Raw genomic sequence first — 5,669 nt, 5'->3', positions numbered from 1 at the left:
TAGTCTATATCAAAACGATGCATCAAAGCAACCTAAACCCCGCCGTGTGGGAGGGCAAGCTATTTGAGTTTCTAAGTAAAACGGACGCACTTATCGAAAAATACGCCGCGGGCACAGAGCGCTCGCTGCAAGACTGGCGCAAACAGCTGGAGATGGAATTTAAAAGCTTATAATCGTGATCCTTAAGATATCAAAATTAGGCTACATATAATAATCGGCTCGGCGTAAAGGGCTCGATCGATGAACCCAAAATTATAAAATTTAGCCGCAGTACTAAGCCAAATCCAGCTACAAAACAAGCTCGATCCAAAAATCAATAAAATTCCAAGCGCGCTGAAAAATCTTAAAAATTTACAAACTCTACAAAGATTCAAAGGAAAATTTATAGTCTTGCCACAAGGATCGCAATAGATCATACCAATCTTCATCGTAAAAATTGAGCCCACGAGCGAAGCCAACAAGACCTGCTAAATTCAGACGAAATGGGAGGCACAGCAAAACATACGTCAAATTTTAAACCGCCAAATATCAAGGCGCATAAAAATTTAAATCGCTCGCGCGCTCTTTTTGGTGAAAATTCCTAAAAATTTAACCGCCAGTTTTTGTAGCAAGCCCTGCTTTTTACGCTTGCTTAGTAAAAATTTTGCCGTTTCACTTCTACCAAACATCACAGCAAAGGCATAGGGTGTCATACCAAGACCACTCGTAGCCTCTACGTCTGCACCTGCATTTACGAGAGCTTTGACTACCTCCAAATGTCCTTTAAAGGCCGCGCCCGCGAGCGGGGTTTGCCCGCGGTCATTACGCTCATCGACTCTGGCGCCGTTTGAGAGCAGCATATCTACAGTCTTTAGCGCGTTATTGTAGCTAGCCAGCATTAAAAGCGTGTCGCCTTTGGCGGATTTTAAATTTACGCTAAGACCGGCTTTTATCATCTTTTCTAGCTCGTCAGCATCATCTCGCCTGGCAAAATCGAGCGCTATAGCGCAAAGCTCACCATATCTTTGCTCCTCGGCCTGCGTTAAGCTCGTCAATTTTTTGCTTTCAAAGCGGCTCTTACGCCATTTGCGTAGTCAGCGGAAATTTTTTCAAAATGTCCTATCGCACGCTCTTTTATCGCTTCGCTCACACCCTCCATGCTATCTGCGATATTACTAAAAAGCTGCGATTTTTGTTCGTCACTCATTAGCTCAAAAAGCGCTCTAGGTTGCGAATAATAATCCTGATCCTCGACTCTGTGATCGTATCTTTGCATCGCGCCTTCTATGCTTATATCAGGCTCTAGCAGAGCACGATCCTCTTTGGCACCGCCAAAGCTGTTAGGCTCATAGTAAGCCTTATCGTCAAGCTCATACATTCCGTTATTCATCGCGCCGCCCACGACGTAAGTATTGACCTCGCTTACAGGACGATTAACATCTAGCTGCGCGTAGTGCGTGCCGATACGATATCTTTGAGCATCGGGGTAGCTGAATATCCTTGCTTGCAGCATCTTATCGGGACTAAAGCTGATACCAGGTACTATATTTGACGGACTAAATGCAGCCTGCTCAACTTCATTGAAATAATTTTTCGGATTTTCGTTTAGCGTCATGACGCCCACATCGATGAGTGGGAACTCCTTATGAGGCCAAGTTTTGGTTAGATCAAAGGGGTTAAATTTGACCTCTTTTGCCTGCTGTAGAGTCATTATTTGAATTTTAAAATCCCAGCTTGGAAAGTCACCCTTTTCTATACTCTCAAAAAGATCGCGTTGATTGCTCTCTCGATCTTTTGCAATGATCTGTGAAGCCTGAGCGTTGGTTAAATTTTTAATGCCTTGGCGGGTTTTGAAGTGAAATTTAACCCAAAATCTTTCATTCTTGTCATTTATAAGGCTGTAGGTATGACTACCAAATCCGTGCATATGACGGTAACTTGCCGGAATACCGCGGTCACTCATCAGGATGGTTACTTGATGCATACTCTCAGGGCTTAAGCTCCAAAAGTCCCATGCTGCCTCATTTGAACGGAGGTGTGTGCGGGGATCACGCTTTTGCGTGTGGATAAAATCCGGGAATTTATACGGGTCTTTTACAAAAAAGACGGGAGTGTTGTTTCCGACCAAATCCCAGTTGCCCTCTTTGGTGTAAAATTTAATCGCAAAGCCCCTTACGTCGCGCTCAGCATCAGCCGCTCCAGCTTCACCGGCAACGGTAGAAAATCTCAAAAGCAGCCTTGTTTTCTCGCCTTTTTGCAATACTTTGGCTTTAGTATATCGCGAGATATCGTGCGTAATCTCTAATGTTCCGTATGCAGCACTACCTTTTGCATGAACGGCACGCTCGGGGATACGCTCTCTGTTTTGATGAGCTAGTTTTTCAAGTAGCTGATAATCTTGTAACATTATACCGCCGCGACTGCCTGCGGTAAGGGAGTTTTGGTTATCCGCGATAGGATTACCCGAAGTAGTGGTTAGTTTTTTCATATTTATTCCTTTCTAATAAAATTTATTTATAATTATACACATATAAATTAAAATATTCATTAAATAATAAAAATTATTGATAAAAGTTTAGCCTTAGAATTTGTAATATTTTAAAATTTTATATTTCTAACCCATCTTTAACATTATGAATTTCATAAATTGTGAGATCTGCTATATATAAATTTATCTCATATTAATATAAGAAAGATGATATTTCGCGATCTTTTAGAAGTATAGATGCTATAACCACACAAATACAAGGCGATGATAACTTGAAGCTAGGATTACGATGATCAAGATATTAAAGAGAAACGACAAATTTAAAATCATTAAAATTTTATAAAATTTTGTCAAATACGTAGCGATCATATCCAAAAGCTTTACGAAATTTTATTCATTGGCAGACGCGGTATCCTTAGCCTTGGATCCCGCTTGCTCTAGCTGCTTAGACGCATCGCGCCTTAAAATTTTATCGTACTCCTCCACTCTTATCACCTTGCCCTCATACTCTATTTTAAGATCAAATTCCAAGCCTTTTAAGTGCGAATATCTAAAAAATTTATCCAGATCAAAGCCGCTCGCGCCATTAAGCTCATCGCCGCAGAGCGCGGAATAGCGCTTTATAAGCGTATCGTAGATACCAAGTAGCGCCGTATTGGGTGTTACTGAGCCGCATCTATTAAGATCGGGCAGCGAACCTCTGTTAAACCCGATTGCACCCTTTTCCCAATCCTTTGGCTGCTCCGCCATAGTAAACCTGACCATATCATAATTAAAGCTATCCAACCAGCTCCAAACCAAAATAATCTCATCGTAACAATAATCATCCATATGCTCTAGGTATATTTTCTTATACTTCCTCAACGTATCCAAATCCTTACGGCAGTCATCGTATTTTTTTCGAATACGCTCATCGCCCGGAAGCCCTGCTAAATCGTATTTAAGTAGCAGATTTAGCATACTTGCGTCATATCGCTGCGGTAGCATCTGATAGATGGAGCAGTTCGGCTGCCGCTCATCTTTACGGTGCTTGAGCGTAAAAGCAATACAATGATCGTCCGTCCAAGCGGTAATCTCAGGTCTTACGCCGCTACTAAGCATAAGCTCCGTCATCTGCAAAAATCCACCCGCTACGGCGTAATAGAGCGGATCAGATACCGCGCTAGTACCCTCGCTTTTAGGTGTTCCGTAATATGTCCTTACCTGTGCATCGCTAGTATCGGCGACCAAATAGGCATCGCAGCATCCCGGAGTCGCAAGCCACGGACGAACATATTTAACGCTAGAAAAGCTAGCTCCATGCTTAAGTAGAACTTCCGCGGCGGCGGTAGAGTTATTTTCGATAGCATAGCTCAGCGCCGAATGAGAAAAATCGTCCGTGCGGTTGATATCCGCTCCGTGATAGATCAGCTCCTCGGTGGTGTTTGCATCGTTGTAAAAGCTAGAATACATTATTGCCGTTATGCCAAAATGTAGCGGATCGCCCGCAGTGATGCGCTGCTCTCGCATAAATGCTAAAATACGCGCAGTGTCCTTGGAGCGCAAAAGCTTGCAGAAATACTCCATTCGCTCATCGCCATGCACTACGCACTCGTCCAAATCTAACTCGGCGCCCAGCCTTTCATACCGGTACCTCGCTATTGCGGCGCGATCCTCGTCCGTTAGCGGCCGATTGGAGGAGTTGCCGGAGGTTGTGGCGCGACTCACCGTAGAATTTTGTGCGGGCTGAGTTTCGGATCTATCCATAAGTGCACCGCCTGCGATCAAGAAAAATAGGCCTGCCGTAACAACCAAGCACGCTATGATGAGCTTGGATTTTATCTCTTTCAAAACAACCTCCGCAAATAAAATGACAAATACTACCGAGTGTGAGCTTAGCCGAATATAAACGGACGGAATTTCGCAAGGCAATTTCGCTCGGACGGAATTCGCAGGGCGAGTTTTAAGAGGGTTTAGGCGCAAATTTTGCCTTCGAAATTTTACCGATAGAATTCCGTGTAGAAATGTCGCTCGGGTAAAATTCTACCGACGAAATTTTATTCCAGCGACAGGCGGTTAGAATTTCAACAAGCGCTTCTACGCATAAAATTTAGCGCTAATTTACGCTGTATTTGCACTCAGTATTGCTACGAAATTTAGTGGCGGCTACCATAAAATATTGAAATTTTAGTTTAAAATTTGCCGCCCGCTTCGTATATATTCCTAGATAAAAACCGTATAGTCTTTTTTAATATAGTCTATATTTATATTTTTCTGTAGAAAATACTCTCTAACTTCGTCGTAAATTTCACTGCTATACAAATAAATCAAATAGTAGTGCGCCGCTATGGCAACGGCATTATATAGATACTTACCATATCCAGGTCTGGCGACTTTTATAAACGGAAAAATTTTAAATCCCTTTAAAGATCGGTTAATATAGAAATAGACGATTAGTTTTAGAAGCATATTGATTATATACATAAAAATTAACGCCACCAAGAAAAGACCCAGAGAACCGGCGCATAACACAACTAGCACAATAAAAGATGAGGCGCGAAAATTTTCCGTTGAAAAATTTCTACGCAACGCCTCCTCTTCTACCTTACACTGCCTTTTGACGACCCCTTTATCTAAAAATTCTATATATTGATTAGTAAATTTTATTTCGCGTTTATTGCGTATTGCAGTAAAGATATAAGTAATAACGGCGATCAGTAATAGCGCTATACAGGACAGCAAATATTCGTATGTATCTATATATCCGAAGTCTATAATATCTCGAATAAGAAGTAGCGGCAGACCCGATACTGGAAGAATTATAAAAAGCCGTGCATAAACAAAAAACTTTTCATAGTTTTTAATTACTAGCGGCTCTTTGTCGTAGTCTCTAGCCCCAGTTTTAGAATTTTTATTAGAAGCGACATCATCGGAATCTAAATTTTGAAATCTTCTACCGCACTCTGCGTTTAAATTTAGATCGTCTACATTTTCGTTATTAAAATTCAAAACTTTAGAATTTGTATTGTTTAAATCTGAGGCATCAAAATTTGAAGCACTTAAATTTAAAGTATCGAATTTTGAAAGATCAAAATTTAAGGCATCAAAATTTTGAGCGTCACAATTCCCCTCCGAGCCTTGCTCTAAATTTTGACGCCGTTCATTTAAAATTTTCTTTAACTCTTTGGGCTTTGCTTCGTTCATCCTTATCCCTTGCTAGCGA

4 protein-coding genes are annotated in these 5,669 nt (G+C 41.5%); all 4 read right to left on the bottom strand.

The genetic code is table 11. From position 1 onward, the window contains the following. Positions 1-545: 545 nt before the first annotated feature. Positions 546-1,034, bottom strand: a complete 489-nt coding sequence (locus tag Q0257_RS11870) for an ankyrin repeat domain-containing protein (RefSeq protein WP_298025054.1) — start codon at positions 1,032-1,034, stop codon at positions 546-548. Next, positions 1,031-2,467, bottom strand: a complete 1,437-nt coding sequence (locus Q0257_RS11865; protein WP_297944885.1) for a catalase — start codon at positions 2,465-2,467, stop codon at positions 1,031-1,033. Before Q0257_RS11865 ends, Q0257_RS11870 begins: the two co-directional genes overlap by 4 nt. Before the next feature lie 390 nt (positions 2,468-2,857). Further along, a complete protein-coding gene (locus Q0257_RS11860; protein ID WP_298025053.1) occupies positions 2,858-4,297 on the bottom strand; it encodes an ankyrin repeat domain-containing protein in 1,440 nt (479 codons plus the stop codon). 372 nt (positions 4,298-4,669) lie between these two features. Beyond that, the gene (locus tag Q0257_RS11855; protein WP_298025051.1) at positions 4,670-5,650 is read right to left on the bottom strand and encodes a hypothetical protein; all 981 of its coding nucleotides are present in this window, start codon (positions 5,648-5,650) and stop codon (positions 4,670-4,672) included. Positions 5,651-5,669 lie beyond the last annotated feature (19 nt).

The organism is uncultured Campylobacter sp., from assembly GCF_938018035.1.
GTDB lineage: Bacteria > Campylobacterota > Campylobacteria > Campylobacterales > Campylobacteraceae > Campylobacter_B.
Note: the sequence above shows the minus strand (reverse complement) of the source record. Positions and strands in the feature narration are given on the sequence as shown.